Annotated in this window: 14 protein-coding genes and 2 other annotated features; of the genes, 6 read left to right on the plus strand and 8 right to left on the minus strand. The window is 57.3% G+C overall.

The window, feature by feature from the left end:
- Positions 1 to 293: 293 nt before the first annotated feature.
- From leuC to leuB, 3 genes are read left to right on the plus strand one after another with little or no spacing between them, the layout of a single operon-like run.
- Positions 294 to 1559, plus strand: coding sequence for a 3-isopropylmalate dehydratase large subunit (leuC, locus tag DW089_RS00430; RefSeq protein ID WP_105326684.1), 1266 nt, complete (start codon positions 294 to 296; stop codon positions 1557 to 1559).
- Positions 1556 to 2038, plus strand: coding sequence for a 3-isopropylmalate dehydratase small subunit (locus DW089_RS00435; RefSeq protein ID WP_105326685.1), 483 nt, complete (start codon positions 1556 to 1558; stop codon positions 2036 to 2038). The genes leuC and DW089_RS00435 overlap by 4 nt, the downstream gene beginning before the upstream one ends.
- Complete coding sequence (gene leuB, locus DW089_RS00440) at positions 2038 to 3111, plus strand: 3-isopropylmalate dehydrogenase (RefSeq protein WP_105326686.1); 1074 nt, start codon at positions 2038 to 2040, stop codon at positions 3109 to 3111. Before DW089_RS00435 ends, leuB begins: the two co-directional genes overlap by 1 nt.
- Before the next feature lie 52 nt (positions 3112 to 3163).
- On the opposite strand, the gene ilvN (DW089_RS00445) is transcribed toward leuB, so the two are convergent.
- The 6 genes from ilvN (DW089_RS00445) to ilvB (DW089_RS00470) all read right to left on the minus strand — a co-directional run bounded on the left by ilvN (DW089_RS00445) (position 3164) and on the right by ilvB (DW089_RS00470) (position 10382).
- Positions 3164 to 3667, minus strand: coding sequence for an acetolactate synthase small subunit (gene ilvN / locus DW089_RS00445; protein WP_105326687.1), 504 nt, complete (start codon positions 3665 to 3667; stop codon positions 3164 to 3166).
- A gap of 2 nt (positions 3668 to 3669) precedes the next feature.
- A complete protein-coding gene (gene ilvB, locus DW089_RS00450; protein ID WP_105326688.1) occupies positions 3670 to 5361 on the minus strand; it encodes a biosynthetic-type acetolactate synthase large subunit in 1692 nt (563 codons plus the stop codon).
- A gap of 25 nt (positions 5362 to 5386) precedes the next feature.
- On the minus strand, positions 5387 to 6397 hold the full coding sequence (ilvC, locus tag DW089_RS00455; protein ID WP_105326689.1) for a ketol-acid reductoisomerase: 1011 nt from the start codon (positions 6395 to 6397) through the stop codon (positions 5387 to 5389).
- Between the two features lie 81 nt (positions 6398 to 6478).
- Positions 6479 to 6718 (minus strand) — a binding site (T-box leader).
- A 178-nt stretch (positions 6719 to 6896) separates the two neighbouring features.
- Entirely contained in the window at positions 6897 to 8162 is a 1266-nt protein-coding gene (locus DW089_RS00460; protein WP_233547517.1) for an ATP-binding protein, read from the minus strand.
- 10 nt (positions 8163 to 8172) lie between these two features.
- Positions 8173 to 8691, minus strand: coding sequence for an acetolactate synthase small subunit (ilvN, locus tag DW089_RS00465; protein ID WP_105326690.1), 519 nt, complete (start codon positions 8689 to 8691; stop codon positions 8173 to 8175).
- A 2-nt stretch (positions 8692 to 8693) separates the two neighbouring features.
- Positions 8694 to 10382, minus strand: coding sequence for a biosynthetic-type acetolactate synthase large subunit (ilvB, locus tag DW089_RS00470; protein ID WP_105326691.1), 1689 nt, complete (start codon positions 10380 to 10382; stop codon positions 8694 to 8696).
- Between the two features lie 75 nt (positions 10383 to 10457).
- Positions 10458 to 10684, minus strand: a binding site (T-box leader).
- Positions 10685 to 10940: 256 nt separating this feature from the next.
- Between ilvB (DW089_RS00470) and DW089_RS00475 the strand changes: the two genes are divergently transcribed.
- Positions 10941 to 12443 carry a HAMP domain-containing sensor histidine kinase gene (locus DW089_RS00475; protein WP_105326692.1) on the plus strand — a complete coding sequence of 501 codons (1503 nt, stop codon included), beginning with the start codon at positions 10941 to 10943 and terminating at the stop codon, positions 12441 to 12443.
- Positions 12421 to 13107, plus strand: coding sequence for a response regulator transcription factor (locus DW089_RS00480; RefSeq protein WP_105326693.1), 687 nt, complete (start codon positions 12421 to 12423; stop codon positions 13105 to 13107). The genes DW089_RS00475 and DW089_RS00480 overlap by 23 nt, the downstream gene beginning before the upstream one ends.
- 59 nt (positions 13108 to 13166) lie before the next feature.
- Here the strand turns inward: DW089_RS00480 and DW089_RS00485 are convergent, their stop codons facing one another.
- Complete coding sequence (locus DW089_RS00485; RefSeq protein ID WP_105326694.1) at positions 13167 to 14657, minus strand: glycosyltransferase family 39 protein; 1491 nt, start codon at positions 14655 to 14657, stop codon at positions 13167 to 13169.
- A gap of 210 nt (positions 14658 to 14867) precedes the next feature.
- Here DW089_RS00485 and DW089_RS00490 point away from each other — a divergent pair, with 210 nt between their 5' ends.
- Entirely contained in the window at positions 14868 to 15722 is an 855-nt protein-coding gene (locus DW089_RS00490) for an oxaloacetate decarboxylase (protein WP_105326695.1), read from the plus strand.
- A 51-nt stretch (positions 15723 to 15773) separates the two neighbouring features.
- Here DW089_RS00490 and DW089_RS00495 read toward each other — a convergent pair whose 3' ends face one another.
- The gene (locus DW089_RS00495) at positions 15774 to 16895 is read right to left on the minus strand and encodes a 5-methyltetrahydropteroyltriglutamate--homocysteine S-methyltransferase (protein WP_118286644.1); all 1122 of its coding nucleotides are present in this window, start codon (positions 16893 to 16895) and stop codon (positions 15774 to 15776) included.
- Between the last annotated feature and the right edge of the window lie 95 nt (positions 16896 to 16990).

Genomic DNA, 16990 nt, shown 5'->3' on the forward strand with positions numbered 1-16990 from the left:
CAGGAATTGCATACGGTGGCATAATGTAAACCATACCGCAATAATTGCTTATCGGTTATGAACGGGACTGAATAGGAAGAAGCCTTACAGAGAGCCGGCGGCAGGTGCGAGCCGGCAGGATTCCAATATTCTCTCGCCCGGGAGCCGCAGGGATGAACCAAAGTAGTTCCTGCCGTCCACAGTGCGTTAAACTGAACGAGAACAAACATAGGGTGGTACCGCGTTCATTCGCCCCTATCCGCTTCTGGCGGATAGGGGCGTTTTGTATCTGAAAAAGGAAAGGGGAGTTACGTATGGGAATGACAAGAACACAAAAAATTTTGGCGAAACACGCCGGACGGCCGGAGGTGGAAACCGGTGAGCTGCTGATCTCCCAGGTGGATCTGACGCTGGCCAACGATATTACTGGGCCTCCTGCCATTGACGAGTTTGATAAGATTGGGCGTCCTGTTTTTGACAAGGACAAGATTGCCTTGGTGCCGGACCATTTTTCGCCGCCCAAGGACATCAAATCTGCAACCCTGTGCAAGCATATGCGGGAATTTGCCCGGAAGCATGAGATTACCCATTATTACGAAGTGGGCCGTATGGGCATTGAACACGCCCTGATTCCGGACAGCGGGCTGGTGGCGCCTGGGGAATTGATTATTGGTGCCGATTCCCATACCTGTACCTACGGGGCCCTGAACGCCTTCTCCACCGGGGTGGGCCAGACGGACCTGGGGGCAGCCATGGCCGAAGGGAAAACCTGGTTCAAGGTACCCGCCGCCATCAAAGTGGTGCTTACCGGCAAGAAACCGGCCTACGTCCAGGGCAAGGATGTCATCCTGACCCTGATTGGCCAAATCGGAGTGGATGGGGCCCTGTACCAGTCCCTGGAATTTTTCGGGGACGGCGTGGGAGAACTGTCCATGGCGGACCGGTTCACCATCTGCAACATGGCCATTGAAGCCGGGGCCAAAAATGGTATTTTCCCGGTGGACGAAAAGACCCGGGCCTATCTGAAGGAACGGGGCGTTACCCGGGCTTGGGAACCGGTGGAGGCCGATCCGGACGCCGTTTACGCCCGGACCATTACCATCGCCCTGGATGAACTGGTGCCGGTGGTGGCCTATCCCCATCTGCCGGAAAACACCCACCCCGCTGCCGAAGGCAAGGACATTGCCATCGACCAGGTGGTCATCGGGTCCTGCACCAACGGCCGGTATGAAGATCTGGACCAGGCTGCAGAAGTGCTGAAGGGCCGGAAGGTCCATCCCCGGGTGCGCTGCATCATCATTCCGGCGACCCAGGAAATCTACAAGCGGGCCCTGGATAACGGCCTGTTCGACATTTTTGTGGACGCAGGAGCAGCGGTGTCCACACCGACCTGCGGACCCTGTCTGGGCGGCTATATGGGCATTTTGGCTGCCGGCGAACGGGCCGTTTCCACCACCAACCGGAACTTCAGGGGCCGGATGGGTCATGTGGACAGTGAAGTATATTTAGCCAGCCCCTATACGGCCGCTGCCAGCGCCGTAATGGGCCGGATTACCGATCCCCGGGAGGTGTTAGCATGAGTAAGGTTTGGCGTTATGGAGACCATGTGGATACGGATGTCATCATCCCTGCCCGCTATTTGAACATAGCAGATTTTAAGGAACTCAGTGAGCATGCTATGGAAGACATTGATACCACCTTTGCTTCCCAGGTTCAGCCCGGGGACATTATGGTGGCCGGCCGGAACTTTGGCTGCGGCTCTTCCCGGGAACACGCCCCCATTGTCATCAAGGAAAAGGGCATCCAGTGCATCATTGCTGAAAGCTTTGCCCGGATTTTCTACCGGAATGCCATTAATATTGGCCTGCCGGTACTGGAAATCGGGGAAGAGGCCAAAAAGATAGAAGCGGGAGACCAGGTGACCGTGGACCTGGACAAGGGGGAAATCCACGTGCTGAACAAAAACCTGGTGATCAAAACCCATCCCCTGCCGGAATTTGTCCGGAAAATCGGGGAAGCCGGGGGCCTGATCAATTACGTAAAAGGAGGCAAAGCCTGATGAAGATTACCGTACTGGCCGGTGACGGCATTGGTCCAGAGATTACGGACGCAGCCCTGGTGGTGCTTAAAAAGACGGCCCAGGTCTTTGGGCTGGATATTTCCTATGACCATCAGCTTATGGGGGGCTGCGCCTATGATGCCTATGGCACGCCCCTGCCGGAGGTAACCCTCCAAAGCGCCAAGGCAGCGGATGGGGTGCTTCTGGGGGCGGTGGGCGGACCCAAGTGGGATCAGCTGCCCGACGTGACCAAACGGCCGGAAAAGGGTCTTTTGGCCATCCGGAAGGCCTTGGGCCTTTACTGCAACCTGCGGCCGGTAACGGTACGGCCCTACGTGGCCCATCTGTCCCCCTTAAAGACGGAACGGGCAGAAGGTGCGGACCTGGTGATTGTCCGGGAGCTTACCGGCGGCATCTACTTTGGGGAGCACCAGGAAGCAGCTTTGGTGGACGGTGTGGAAACCGCCTCCGATATCGAAAAGTACACCCGGCCGGAAATCGAGCGGATTGCCGTAAAGGCCTTTGAAGCAGCCCGGCTGCGCCGGGGCAAGGTTACCAGCGTGGACAAGGCCAATGTCTTGGGGTCTTCCCGGCTGTGGCGGAAGGTGGTTACGGAGCTCCACGACAGCCGGTACCCGGAGGTGGAGCTGAACCATTATTACGTGGACAACTGTGCCATGCAGCTGGTGCTGAACCCCAAACAATTTGACGTGATTCTCACCAACAACATTTTTGGGGACATTTTAAGCGATGAAGCGTCCACCATTGCCGGCAGCATAGGGCTCCTGCCTTCCGCCAGCCTGGGGGACGGCACAGGCCTTTACGAACCCATCCACGGCAGTGCCCCGGATCTGGCAGGCAAAGGGGTGGCCAACCCCTTGGGCACTATTTTGTCGGCGGCCCTTCTCCTGCGCTATTCCCTGGGGCAGGAAGCAGCGGCAGCTGCCATTGAACGGGCGGTGGACCAGGTGATGGAAGCCGGGTACCGGACCCCGGATTTGGCAGGCGAAGGCCTGACCGTGGTGAGTACCGGAGAAATGGGCGAACTGGTAGCCCAGGCCGTGAAAAAATAAATAACAAATAAAAAAACGACTTTCCTTTTGGAAAGTCGTTTTTTTATGGGTGTTACATTTTTTTAACGGGAACCAGGCCCCGGCCCAGGGAAATCTGGCCAGTACGGGCGATTTCCAGTACTTCGTAGTCTTCCAGAACCTCCAGCAGGGCATCAATGTGGTCTTCCCGGCCGGTAAGCCGGAGAATCAGGGATTCCCGCTGGACGTCCACCACCTTGGCGTGGAACAGATTGGCAATATTGGTCAGCTCTTCTCGCATGGCGGGGCTGCCGCTTTTTACCTTGATCATGGCCAGCTCATAGCTGACAAAGGGGGCGTCATCCAGGTCCACCACCTTGATGACGTCAATGAGCTTGGCCAGCTGGTTGATGGCCTGGTCCAGCTCCCACCGGTCTTCCACGGAAACCACAATATTGATCCGGGTTACATCCGGTTCTTCCGTGTAGCCGGCGTTGATGTATTCGATGTTGATGGCCCGGCGGCTGATGAGGCCGGCCACATGGGTCAGAACACCGGGTTTGTTGTCGGCCAAAATGGCCAGATGCTGCTTCAGCATAGTCATTCTCCTCCCAATACCATTTCATCCAGCCGCTTGCCCCCAGGTACCATGGGGTACACATTTTCGTCCGGGGGAATGGTCACTTCCAGGAGCGCAGGACCACTGGTGTTGAAGAGCTGGGCCAGGGCACCGGCCAGTTCTTCTTCCCGGCTGCAGGTAAAGCTGGGCACGTCCATGGCGGCTGCTACCCGGGCCATGGAAGGGTTCCGGGTAAGGTCCGATTCTGCGCAGCGGCCGCCGTAGAACATCCGCTGCCACTGGTTTACCATACCCAGGGTGGCGTTGCGCAGCACCACGGTTTTCACCGGGATACCATACTTGTGCAGGGTGGCAAATTCCTGGCAGTTCATCAGGATGCTGCCGTCCCCGGTTACCAGCACCACCGGCTTATCCGGGGCGCCCAGCTGGGCGCCTAAAGCGGCGGGCAGGCCGTAGCCCATGGTGCCCAGGCCCCCGGAGGTGACAAAATGCCGGGGCTCTGTCAGGGGATAGAATTGGGCCGCCCACATTTGGTGCTGGCCCACATCGGTGGTGACAATGGCGTCCGGGCCGGCCTTTTGGGCCAGCTGGGTCAGCAGCACCTGGGGGGACACCCCGGCGTCACTGGAAGGACGGGTGGCAAAGGGATACTGGACCTTCAGCTCCAGCACCTGCTGGCGCCAGGGCACCCAGTGGAAGGAAGAGGGCGGGCAGGCCGCCAATTTTTCCAGCAGCAGGGGCAGGGACCAGCGCAGATCTCCGTTGACACTGATGTCTGCGTGGACAATCTTGTTGATTTCCACCTTGTCGATGTCAAAGTGGAGAATCCTGGCGTTGGGCGCGAAATTGGCCACGGAACCGGTGACCCGGTCATCAAACCGGGCTCCTACCGTCAGCAGCAGGTCGCAGTCCGTTACCGCCATATTGGCCGCATAGGAACCATGCATGCCCAGCATCCCCAGGTTGTATTCCCAGCCGTCGGGAATGGCGCCTTTGCCCATCAGGGTGTAGACCACTGGCAGCTCATAGGTTTCTGCCAGGGTCTGCAGGTAGGAAGCGGTGCCGGAGAGCACCACCCCGCCGCCCAGCATCAGCACGGGCTTTTTGGCAGCGGACAGGGCCGCCACGGCGGCGTCCACTTCTTCGGCCCGGCCGGTACGGGAAGGGTTGTAGCCCCTTAGGGAAACCGTTTCCGGATAGGTAAAGTCCAGGGTGGAATCAAACACGTCCTTGGCCACATCCACCAGCACGGGCCCGGGCCGGCCGGAAGCGGCAATGTAGAAGGCTTCCTTCAGCACCCGGGGCAGGTCCTGGACCTTTTTCACCAGGTAGTTGTGCTTGGTGATGGGGGTGGTGATGCCGGAAATATCCGCTTCTTGGAAGGAATCCCGGCCAATCAGGGGAGTGGCCACCTGGCCGCTGATGATGACCAGGGGAATGGAGTCCATGTTGGCTGTAGCAATGCCAGTAACCATATTGCAGACGCCGGGACCGGAGGTGGCAAAGCAGACCCCGGGCCGTCCGGTAACCCGGGCGTACCCATCGGCCGCATGGACGGCGCCCTGTTCATGACCGGTGAGAATATGGGGGAATTGTTTCCGGTACAGGGCATCATACAGGCTGAGGACCGCTCCTCCTGGATACCCGAATACCACCTGCACCTGTTCTTTTTTCAAACATTCGATCACTGCTTCTGCACCGGTCATCTTCATTGCTGCCGTCCTCCTTTAGATTGTCTTACTCGTTTTTATCGTTTTCATGCAGCCAAGGCATCATGGCCCGCAGTTTGGCCCCTACTTTTTCCAGGGGATGTTCGGCGTGCTGCCGGCGCATCGCCAGGAAGTGGGCACGGCCGCCGGCACGGTTTTCCAGCAGCCAGTCCTTGGCAAAGGTGCCGTCCTGGATGTCTTTCAGAACCTGCTTCATGGCTGCCTTGGAATCCTGGGTCACCACTTTGGGACCTGCGGTGTAGTCACCATATTCAGCGGTATCGCTGATGGATTTGCGCATTTTGGCCATGCCGCCTTCGTACATCAGGTCCACAATCAATTTCATTTCGTGGAAGGTTTCAAAGTAGGCGATTTCCGGCTGGTAACCGGCTTCACACAGGGTTTCAAAGCCGTTGGTGATCAACTGGCAGACCCCGCCGCACAGAACGGCTTGTTCGCCGAACAGGTCGGTTTCCGTTTCTTCCTGGAAGGTGGTTTGGATTACCCCTGCCCGGGTGCCGCCGATACCTCTGGCGTAGGCCAGGGCCAGGTCAAAGCACTTGCCGGTGGCATCCTGTTCCACAGCAAATACGTCGGGTACGCCGCCGCCTTCCACAAAGGTGCGGCGAACCAGATGGCCGGGGCCTTTGGGAGCTACCATGAAGACGTCCACGTTGGCAGGGGGCTGGATTTGTTTGAAATGGATGTTGAAACCATGGGCAAAAGCCAGGGCGCTGCCGGGCTTCAGGTTGGGGCCGATTTCCGTCTTGTACACATCGGCCTGCTTTTCATCGGGGATCAGGACCATGGTAACATCGGCACTGGCTACCGCTTCGGCAACGGTCTTTACTTCCAAACCAGCTGCCTGGGCCACTTCTACGGAATGGCTGCCCTTGTACAGGCCTACCACTACGTTTACGCCGCTTTCCTTCAGGTTCAGGGCATGGGCATGACCCTGGCTGCCATAGCCGACTACCGCTACGGTTTTACCCTTTAATACATCCCAGTTAACGTCCTTGTCATAAAATACTTTTGCCATGTGAAACACTCTCCTTTTGAAATAAAATCCTTTAGTTTCCCGTTGTGGAGGCTTCAGAGGTATAAAAAAATCCGCCCCTATGCTAGGGACGGAAGATTCCGCGATACCACCCTGATTCTCCGGCCATTGCTGGCACAGAGCTCTCTGCAACGTACTAACATACGCGTTCCGGTTAACGGAGGACAGCCGTCAATGCTTAATACACTTCAGCATTGCTCTTCGGGGAGGATTTTCCTTTGGGGGTTTCTATCGGCTCGCACCAAATGCCGACTCTCTGGGAGAAACTGGGAGCAAAGTACTCTTTCCCGTCATCAGATTTCTCGTTATTTCCTTTTGGTTGAAAAGGATGTCCTAATACTACAATGACAGCAAACAACTGTCAACAGAAAAACGAGAAAAAAATTGCAATATAAGAATTTGATGTGTAAAAGTGTAACGCTTGTAGCGCTGTCCGGGTCTTAACCGGGGTGCCTGCGGAGCAGGCGGGGTTCCCTAGCAGCTATTCAGTTGTGCGTTGGCCCAGATACCACTGGACAAACTGTTTGGCAATACGGCCATTCCGGCCGGAATGTTCCATTTCCCAGCGTACTCCCAAAACCCGAAGTTCCTGGGGAGAAAGGGTGATGCCCTCCTTTTCCAGTTCGTGGGCAATGATGGCCAGGTATTCGGCCTGGGTGGGGGCGCCAAAGTGCAGGATCAGGCCAAAGCGGTCGGACAGGGAAATGGATTCGTTGTCCGCATCTTCCCGGAAGACCTCTGCCTCCAGGGCATCGCTCCGGTCGGACCAGGTTTCCTTCAGCAGGTGCCGCCGGTTGCTGGTGGCGCAGAGCATCACATTGTCCGGCTGGGGTGCGGCGCCCCCGTCGATGGCTGATTTCAGGTATTTGTATTCGGTTTCATTCTCGTCAAAGGACAGGTCGTCGAAGAAGAAAATGAAGCGGTGGCTGCGGATTTTTCCGGCGGCAGTCATGGCTCCGGAAAGGAGCTGGAGCTGGTCCCGCTTGATTTGCACCAGGCGCAGGCCCTGGGCGCTGAACAAGGGAATCAGGGCCTTTACGGAGGTGGACTTGCCGGTGCCCCGGGCTCCGGTGAGGAGTACGTTGTTGCAGCCCCGGCCGGCCATAAACTGCCGGGCATTGGCCAGGAGCTTTTCCTTCTGGTCCTGGTAGCCCAAAAGGTCCTCCCAGGCATAGTGGGGGAATTGGGCAATGCCCTGGAAGGCACCTGCTGCGTCCAGGCAGAAGGCCTCGTACTGGGCCATTTGGCCCCGGCCATAACGCTGGTACTGGCTAAGGAGAAGCTGGGCCTGCTCCCTGGGACTTGGGGCCGCCAGCAACGCTGCCCGCAGCTGGTCTTCCAGCTTGGAATTTCCCGGTTGGGCAGGCTGGTAATTGTCATAGAGCGGGTCTCTAAAAACGGCTTCCCCGGACAGGTGCAGGAAGGGCTGGAGCAGTTCCAGGTCCCGGGTCAGAGCTGCTGCCAGACCGCTGCCGGCCCGCCCCTGGGCTTCCACCGTGCGTCCGGCCAGGTTATTGCCTTCGCACAAAAGGTGGAAGAAATAGGCCTGCCACAGGTTGCCCCCAAGGCCCCAGGCTTCTGCCTGGGTAAGGACCCTTTCCCGGGCCTGGCTGAGCTGGCTTTTGCCGGGGTGTTTGGCGGCTTTGGCCAGCTTATGGATTACTGGGTCAAAAAACAAGGGACGCAATACGGATAGCTTAGAAAAAATGGTAAAATCGATCATTTGTGAGTTATTTTCCAGGTTCATGTTTTCTCCTTCAGGCTTTTGCCAAAGCGGTTTCTTTCACCGTATGGGGACCCCGGCCCAGGGAAATCTGGCCGGTGGTGGCAATTTCCAATATGGTGTAGGCTCGGAGCAGCTGGAGCAGGGCCTTGATATGGTCCTCCCGGCCGGTAAGCCGGAAAATCAGGGATTCCGGGTAGACGTCCACAATCTTGGCGTGGAACAAACCGGCAATATTGGTGAGCTCTTCCCGGATTTGGGCGGTGGGGCTGCTGACCTTGATCAGGGTCAGTTCATAGCTGACCAGGGGCTGGTCGTCCAGGTTGACCACGGCAATCACGTCAATCAGCTGGGAAAGCTGGTTGATGGCCTGGTCCAGGGCAAATCGGGTGTCCACTTCCACCATCAGGTTGATTCGGCTGATTTCCGCCAGGTCCGTGTAGCCCACATTCAGGCATTCGATATTGATGTTCCGCCGGGCCAGCAGGCCGGCCACATGGGCCAGAACCCCGGGTTTGTTGTTGACCAGAAGGGCAAGATGCTGCCATTGCATGATTATTCTCCTCCTAAAAGCATATGGTCCAGGCCTTGGCTGCCGGGAACCATGGGATAAACCAGTTCATCAGCGGGTACGGTGACCTCCAGCAGGGCGGAGCCCTCCGTGTCAAAAAGGAAGTCCAGCCCCGCCGCCAGCTCTTCCGGGGAAGCAACTTCCCGGGAAGGAATGCCCATGGCGGCCGCAATGGCCGCTGTGGAGGGCTTTTTTACCAGCTGGGTCTGGGAGTACCGGCCGCCCCGGTACACGTGCTGGAGCTGGCGTACCAGCCCCAGCTGGCCGTTTTTCAGCACCAGGGTCTTTACCGCTAGCCCATAGGTGGGCAGGGTGGTAAATTCCTGGCAGTTCATCAGGATGCTGCCGTCTCCGGTAATCAAGAGTACGGTGCTGTCCGGACAGCCTGCCTTGGCGCCCAGGGCTGCCGGCAGGCCAAACCCCATGGTGCCCAGACCGCCCGAGGTAAGAAAGTGCCGGGGGCGGTCCGTAGGAAAGAACTGGGCGGCCCACATCTGATGCTGGCCTACATCTGTTGCCACAATGGTGTCTTCCGGGGCCCTGCGGGCCGTCTCCTTCAGCAGCAGCTCCGGGGAAACCCCGTCTTTGCAGGTATGGGCGGCAAAGGGCACTTCCTGCTTCAGGGCCAGGCAGTGCTCCCGCCAGGGGGCAAACCGTTCCTTCAGGCCGGAAATCTCCCTGAGGGCTTCCTGGAAACGGGGCAGGGCATCCTGAAGGCTGGCCGGGACGCTGATCTGGGCGGGGATAATCTTATTGATTTCACTGGGGTCCACATTAAAGTGGACAATCTGGGCGGCTGGGGCAAATTCCGAGGCTTTGGCAGTGGAACGCTCGTCAAAGCGGACCCCAAAGGCCAGCAGCAGGTCGCAGCCGGTAACGGCCAGATTGGCGGCGTAGCTGCCGTGCATTCCCAGCATACCCAGGTGTTGGGGCAGGCTGTCGGGTACGGCGCCTTTGCCCATCAGGGTGGTTACTACGGGAATCCCCGTGTCCAGGGCCAGCTGGGTCAGGGTGCCGGCCGTATCCGCCAGGATGACCCCGCCCCCTGCCATGATGACGGGGCGCCGGGCCGCCGAAAGCGCTGCTGCGGCCCGGGCAAGGTCCTGGGTCCGGGCCGGGCGTCTGCTGTCGTAGCCCAGCAGCTGGACGCTCTCCGGATAGGTAAAGTCCAAGGGGGTATCAAAGATTTCGGTGACAATGTCCACCAGCACCGGGCCGGGCCGGCCGGTACGGGCCAGGAAGAAGGCTTCCTTCAGCACCCGGGGCAGGTCCTCTGCCCGGCGGACCAGGTAGTTGTACTTGGTAATGGAGGTGGTGATGCCTGCAATGTCCGCTTCCTGGAAAGCGTCCCGGCCCAGGAGGGACGTAGCCACCTGGCCGCTGATGATTACCAGGGGAATGGAGTCCATGTGGGCGGTGGCAATGCCGGTAACCATATTGCAGACCCCGGGCCCCGAGGTGGCAATGGCCACTCCCACCTGTCCCGTAGCCCGGGCGTACCCGTCGGCTGCGTGGATGGCTCCTTGTTCGTGGCCGGTAAGGATATGGGGAAAGCCGGTTTTGTACAAGGCATCATACAGGCCCAGTACGGCCCCTCCTGGGTACCCAAAAACAACGGGGACCTGTTCCTGGCGGAAACAGGCAATAATGGCTTCAGCGCCTGTCATTTTCATAAATAGCCTCCTTTTGGCCGGCGGGCCGGATTTTTGGTGCGGGGAGCAGTCCATAAAAAAAGTCCCTCAGCTTGGCTGAGGGACGGAAGAACCGCGGTACCACCCTGTTTCCCTGCGGCTGCAGGGCACTTGGGCACGTGAAGACGTGCTTCCGGTAACGGGGAAATGGCCGCCCAGACCTACTGCTGTTTCGGCCTGGAGCCTCCGGGAGGAGCTTCCTCCCAAGGGTTTCGCCGGCTTGCACCAGCCGCCGGCTCTCTGCGGAAAACCCTGGGGAGTACTATTCCCATCATAGGCATTTGCTGTTTGGTAGTGAATTGTCCCTATTCTAGCGATTTCGCGGACAAGTGTCAACGAAAAATGATGAATTTGGACAAAAACGAAAAAACAATCTTAAAACTGTAACGCCTGTTGCAGTCTGTATGAAATAAAACACCAAGAGAAGGGCGGGGGGGAAGGCACTTTTGCAAAGTCCGGGGCCCAAAGAAAATGGTATAATAGGAAAATGCAGGGAAAGCCCTGGCTACGGTTTTTCCTTGGGAAAAAGGAGATTACGTTATGAAAAAGCGGTGGAAGGATTTATCCATACGGAAGCGGCTGCTGCTGTCCAACTATTTGATGATTTTGGCCCCCATCCTGTGCTTTGCGGTACTGAGCATTGGAATTTTTTGGGCTTTTGGCATGGAGAACCTGAACCGGGCCAATGTGCTGTCCTTTATTTGGCCGGAAAGCGGGCCCACGCTGAATATCCAGTTTGAACTGACCCGGCTCCGAGTCCGGTCGGACCAGTACAATGGCCGGGATCTGGGGCATCTGCTGCTGGTTTGCGACCATTTGGAGGATCAGGGGATGCAGGTGGCCCTTTTGCAGCAGGGAAAGACCCTGTACGTAACCCCGGGCACGAGTCCTGACGCGCTGCTCCAGGAAGCCCAGCAGCGGGCCCCGGAAGGCCGGGGTGCCATTGCCTGGGGGGAGAAGGGCCTGGCCTTTCATTACACCTCGCCCAAAGGCCTGGAAGCCGTAGTGGTAGGAGCGGACCCCCTGGTGGAAAAAAGCGATTTGTTCCAGATGACCTCCAAGGAGTTGTTCAAAAGCAGCTTTGTGGGAGCCTTCCTGCTGGTGCTGCTGATGGCCGCCCTGATCGGCCTGGCGGTGTCCCGGATCATGGCCCAGCAGTTTTTGAAGCCGCTGGGACGGCTGCGCCGGACGGCAGCCCAGGTCAGCCGGGGGGATTTGGATACCCCCATTGTGGCGGACAGCCAGGATGAAATTGGGGCCGTGCTCCGGGCTTTTGAAAAGACCCGGCTGGAACTGAAAGCCAACCGGGAAAAACGGCAGCTGTACGAACAGAACCGAAAAGAAATGATGGCGGGGATTGTCCACGATCTGGCGACTCCCCTGACCAAAATCCAGGGCTATGCCTCCGGCCTTAAAGAAGGCATTGCCAATACTCCGGAAAAACAGCAGCATTACCTGGAGAAAATTCTGACCACCACGGAAAGCATGAGCCGGTTGAACCAGACCCTGCTGCTTTTGTCCAAACTGGATCTGGACCAGGTGCCCTTCCATTGGCAGACGGTGAACCTGTCGGCCTTTATGGAAGACTGTCTGGCAGAGCAGGAGGAATATTGGGAGAAACAGGGCCTTACCCTGTCCTTTGCCAGTACCCTGGCTGCGGCTCCCGTTGCCCTGGACCCGGAACAGTTCCAGCGGGTGCTTTCCAATGTGCTGGGCAACAGCGTCAAATACCGGGGCCAGGATGGCCGGGTGGAAATCCGGCTGGAACCGGGAAAGCCGGGCTATGTGCGGCTTTCTTTTGGGGATCAGGGCCAGGGCGTAACCCAGGACCAGCTGAATAAAATCTTTGACAGTTTTTACCGGACGGACCGGGCCCGGACCCATGTGGCCAGTGGCAGCGGACTGGGCCTGGCCGTTGTGAAAAAAATCGTGGAAACCATGGGAGGGACCATTTGGGCAGAAGCCAATACGCCCCAGGGCCTGAAAATCTGTATGGAATTTCCCTTAAAGGAGCAGCAGCATGGAAAAGATTCTCATCATTGAAGACGACGAAGATATTGCAGAACTGGAGCGGGATTATCTGGAAGCAGCGGGTTTTCAGGCAGAAATCCTGGGCAATGGCCAGGAAGGGGAAAAACGGGCTCTGGACCCGGAAATTGCTCTGGTGCTGCTCGACATTATGCTTCCGGGCGAAGATGGCTTCCAGGTCTGCCGGAAAATCCGGGAGCAGCGGAATATTCCCATTCTCCTGGTGTCCGCCAAGCAGGAGGACGTGGACAAGATCCGGGGGCTGGGGCTGGGTGCCGATGACTACATTGTGAAGCCCTTCAGTCCCAGTGAACTGGTGGCCCGGGTCCGGGCCCACCTGAAACGGTACCAGCAGCTTACGGGCCAGAATCAGGCGTCCAAACTGCTCATCCGGGGGGACCTGACCATCGATTGTGCCGGGCACCGGGTTTATGTTGGCGGCAAGGAAGTGGTGATGCCCAACAAGGAATTTGCCCTGTTGGAATTTCTGGCCGAGAATCCAGGGCAGGTATTCAGCAAGGAGACCCTGTTCCAGCGGATTTGGGGAGAGGACTCCCTGGGAGATACGGCTACGGTTTCCGTCCATGTGAACCGAATTCGGGAAAAAATTGAAAAATCCACGGCCAAGCCGGAATACATTGAAACGGTTTGGGGCGTAGGGTACCGGTTTAAAAAATAGACGGCAAAAAGCGCTGCAGAAAGGGAAATCACCCTTTCTGCAGCGCTTTTTTGCCGTCTTTATTCTCTTGTCCACACGGCCCACTGGCCGCGTTCGCCCAGTTTTTGCCAATCTCCGGGCACGGTTTGGAGGAAGTCTTTTTGGTGGCCTTTTTCCACCACCACCAGAATGTTGCCGGTCTCCGGCAGGTCTTCGATGGCGGCAAAGGGCATCATGTTTTTGGCGTTCCAGCTGATGCCGTCAGGTTTTTGCTGGTCAATTTTTTCCCGGGTGTTCAGGTCCGGGGCGGGAATGCCGCTGTAGTAGGTAAAGGAAACCGGGTAGCGGCCGCCGTAGATATAGACCTGGGTGTTGGGACCGTCCCAATACTTGGCCAGTTGGGCAGCATCCCAGGAGGAGGCCTGCCGGCACAGGGGAATGGCCAGGGCGTAGGACAGCACCACCAAAAGCAGCACCATGCTGGCCGCAATCCGTTTGAGCCAGCCGTCATAGCGGGGCGAGAGGTAGGCTGCCAGGCCGATGGCCAGAGGCGGCAGGTAGGGGAAGGTATAGGTAGGGTACTTGGTGGCCATGCATTCAAAGAACAGGAAGATGCCCAGGGCCCAGATTACCAGGTATCGCTGCCGGTCCTCCAAACTGGCCCACAGGGTCCGGTGTTTCAGCTTCTGCCACAGGGCCCTGCCGTGTTTCTTTAACAGGTAGGGGGCGGTGAAACTCCAAGGGAAACCGCTGATCAGGAAAATCATCAGGTAATACCACCAGGTATTGTTCCGGGGATGCTCAGAAACCGTGGCCCGGAGAATGTTGTGGACGCCGATGAAGTATTCCAGGAAGGCATTGCCATGGAGCTGAATCATGGGTACGTACCACAGGGCAGCTACCAAAAGGGAAACCAGGATGCCGGAAAACAGCTTCATGGACCGGAGGGTACGGCCGTCCCGGCAGGCCCCCAAATAGGCCAGGATAATCAGGCCGGGGAGCACCAGCCCTACGGGACCTTTGGTCAGGATGGCGATGCCAGCCAGAACGTAGGCACCGTAATACAGCAGGGGACGCTGCTCCCGCTTGGCAATGTAAAACAGCATCAGGGCCCCGTCCAGGGTTACAAACAGGGTCATATCCGTAATCACGGCTTTGGCCAGGTAGAAGTATTCCACACTGGTCATCATAATCAGGCTGCTGAGAAAGGCCACCCGTTTGCCGTACAGTTTGTTGGCAAACCAGTAGGTTTGAAAAACGCCAATCAGGCCAAAGACTCCTGAGAAAAAGCGGGCGGCAAAGGAAGTCAACCCAAAGAGCTTAAAGGCAGCAATGAGTTCCAGGTAGAACAAAATCGGTTTGTCATACCAGTACCGGCCAAAAATCCGGGGAGAAACATAGTCGCCGGAGGCCAGCATTTCTTTGGCGGTCAGCACGTAGTTGGATTCTACCGGGTCCGTAATCAGCAGCTGGCTGTTGGCTGCAAAAAACAGCAGAATACCCAGAACAAATAAAATCAGGATGTCCAAATGGCGTTTATACCAGGGTTGGGAAAGGGCTGCATCTTCCATGGGAAACCTCAATTCTGCCGCAGGGCGGCCTTGTACTTGAATGATTATCAGTATAGGCCGGGATGTTAAAGAATTCTTAAACAAAGAAAGAGGATTCCATAAAGAAAAAACGGTGGGGACGCACAGCCGGTTGCAGGAGTGAAACACTCGGGAGTATACTTACAGGGAATAGCAATTAGGGAGAAAATTGCAGGGAAAGGGGAATGGAACATGAAAAAAACAACAAAGCTGCGGCAATTATTGGCAGCGGAAGCACCCATTTTGGCGCCCTGCGCCTACAATGCCATGACGGCCCGGCTGGTGGAAATGGCGGGGTTTCCCTTGGCCGGAGCCACCGGCAATGGCATCCACGGGGACTATTTGGGGACTCCGGATAATGGGCTGATGACCATGACGGAAATGGCCGGAGTGTACCACCGGATGTGCGGGGCCGTGGAAATTCCCATTATGGCGGACGCAGAGGCCGGGTACGGCAATGCCCTGAACGTACGGCGGACGGTGCAGGAGTTTGAGCAGGCGGGACTGGCCGGGATATTTATCGAAGACCAGCAGCTGCCCACCAACTGCCCCTTTATCCAGGAACCCAAGCTGGTTTCGGTGGAGGAAATGTGCGGGAAAATCCAGGCTGCTGCAGCTGCCCGGCAGGACCCGGATTTTGTCATCTGTGCCCGGTCCGATGCTCCCTTTGGGGAAGCCGTAGAACGGGCCCAGGCCTACCTGGAAGCCGGGGCGGATATGATCAAAATCGTGCCCAAAACCCGGCAGGAGCTGGAAGAAGTGCCCAAACGGGTGCAGGCGCCCCTGCATGTGGGCTTTATTTCCCGGAAACCCATGTACGAAGGGCTGACAGCCCTGGACCTGGGGAAAATGGGCTATAAGATCATCACCTTTCCCCAGCTGCTGTACTATACAGCCATCAAGGCCCAGCTGGAAGCCCTGGGAATTTTGCGGGAAACCAGTTCCGACCAGGCACTGGCCGAGCGGATGATCGATATGGATTTTTACCTTCAGGTGGTCCAAAGCGAAAAATACCAGGCCTGGCAGAAAAAATTTATCAAGGAATAGGCCCAATAAAAAATCTCCTGCGCTTTACGCACAGGAGATTTTTTGCATCGGTCAGGCATCGGCCCAAACATCTTCCGCAATTTTTTTGATCAGCTGGAGCTTGGCCCACTGTTGTTCTTCGGTCAGCAGGTTGCCTTCTTCCGTGGAGGAGAAGCCGCATTGGGGGCTCAGGCACAGCCGCTCCAGGGGTACCAGCTTGGAAGCTTCCTGAATCCGAGCCACAATGTCCGCTTCCTTTTCCAGTTCTGGGGTCTTGGAGGTTACCAGGCCCAGGACCACCTGCTGGTTCTTGATAAAGCGCAGGGGCTGGAAGTCCCCGGAACGCTCGGAATCGTATTCCAGGAAGAAGCCATCTACCTTGCAGCCGCCGAACAGGGTTTCTGCCACAGGTTCGTAGCCGCCGGAGGAGAACCAGGTGGAGCGGAAGTTGCCCCGGCAGATGTGCATGGTAATGGTCATATCGGCAGGTTTGGCTTCCAGGGCCAGGTTGATCATAGCCACATAGTTCTTGGCCAGCTGATCCAGGTCAAAGCCCCGTTCTGCGTAGGCTTTCCGTTTGTCCGCATCGCAGAATTCCCCCCAGGAGGTATCGTCTAATTGCAGGTAGCGGCAGCCGGCAGCGTAGAAGGCCCGAATGGCCTGCTGGTAGGTAAGGGCAATGTCGTGGAACAGCTTGGCCTCGTCCTTGTACAGGTCGATGGGCTGGTAATTCTTTTCCCGGACGCAGCAGATCAGGTGTAGCATGCTGGGGGAGGGAATGGTCATTTTGGCCAGGGTATCTCCGGCGGCTTCCTTCAGAAAACGGAAATGGTCCAGGAAAGGATGGGCGCCAAAGCCCAGAGGGCCGGAAATCCGTACGGTGGCAGCCTTGGGCTGGGCCCCCTTAAAGGCTACGGACCAGTGTTCGGCCTTGACTTCGGTAACGCCTTCCAGGTCGGCCAAAAAGTCCAGGTGCCAGTAGCGGCGGCGGAATTCGCCGTCGGTAACGGCCTTTAGGCCCACCTTCTTTTCCTGGGCCACCAGGCTGCGGATCTGTTTGTCTTCTTCTGCTTTCAGGTCTGCGGCAGTAATCTTGCCGGCTGCAAAGGCTTCTCTTTTTTCTTTCAGGGCAGCGGGACGCAGAAAGCTGCCTACAATGTCATAACGAAAGGGCGGTTTATTTTTGGTAGTCATACTGTATGCCTCCTAGGGGAATGAATTCCTATTGATTCTCTCTTGTTTCCATGCCGTTAGTATAGCAGGTTTCCGGAAACAGGGGAAATACTTAA

This window comes from Acidaminococcus sp. AM05-11 (genome assembly GCF_003472805.1).
Classification (GTDB): domain Bacteria; phylum Bacillota; class Negativicutes; order Acidaminococcales; family Acidaminococcaceae; genus Acidaminococcus; species Acidaminococcus hominis.